The following is a 678-nucleotide window of genomic DNA, read 5'->3' as shown; positions in this document are numbered from 1 at the left end:
GGGGGCGGAGCGGGCGTCCGGCCGCCCACGGCACGTCGTCGTGGTGGGGGGAGGGCTCGCGGGCCTCACCGCGGCCTGCGACCTCGTCGACGCGGGGCTGCGGGTCACGCTCCTGGAGGCACGGGCCCGGCTCGGTGGGGCGACCTTCTCGTTCCCCCGCTCGGACATCACGGTCGACAACGGGCAACACGTGGTGCTGCGGTGTTGCGTGGCCTACCGCGCGCTGCTGGAACGGCTCGGCACCGCCGACGGGCTCGCCCTGCAGGAGCGGTTCACCGTCCCGGTGCTCGGGCCCGGTGGCCGGCGCGCGTGGCTACGCCGCACGGACGCGCCCGCACCGCTGCACCTGGCACCCACCCTCGCCCGGTACCGCGCGCTCGCCCCGGCCGACCGGGTTCGTGCGCTGCGGGCCGCGGCGGCGCTGCGCACCCCTCGATCCCGACGACCCCGCGCTGGACCGGACGAGCTTCGGCGACTGGCTGCACCGGCACGGGCAGAACGCGGCGACCCGCGCCGCGCTGTGGGACCTGATCGCGGTGGCCGCGCTGAACACCACCCCGGAGGAGGCGTCGCTCGCCTCGGCGGCGATGGTGTTCCGCACCGCGCTGCTCGACGCCCCGGACGCCGCCGACCTCGGCGTCCCCCGCTGGCCGCTGGAGGACCTGCACGTCCGCCCGG

The 678-nt window shown here is 77.9% G+C and carries 2 pseudogenes; both read left to right on the top strand.

Features of this window, described 5'->3' with window-relative positions:
• Positions 1-40: 40 nt before the first annotated feature.
• A pseudogene (locus tag SACPADRAFT_RS34375) lies at positions 41-394 on the top strand (FAD-dependent oxidoreductase); the annotation flags it as partial.
• A 4-nt stretch (positions 395-398) separates the two neighbouring features.
• Positions 399-678: pseudogene (locus tag SACPADRAFT_RS34370) on the top strand (hypothetical protein); the annotation flags it as partial.

Source organism: Saccharomonospora iraqiensis subsp. paurometabolica YIM 90007, from assembly GCF_000231035.2.
Lineage (GTDB): Bacteria > Actinomycetota > Actinomycetes > Mycobacteriales > Pseudonocardiaceae > Saccharomonospora > Saccharomonospora paurometabolica.
This window is presented reverse-complemented; position numbering and strand designations above follow the sequence as displayed.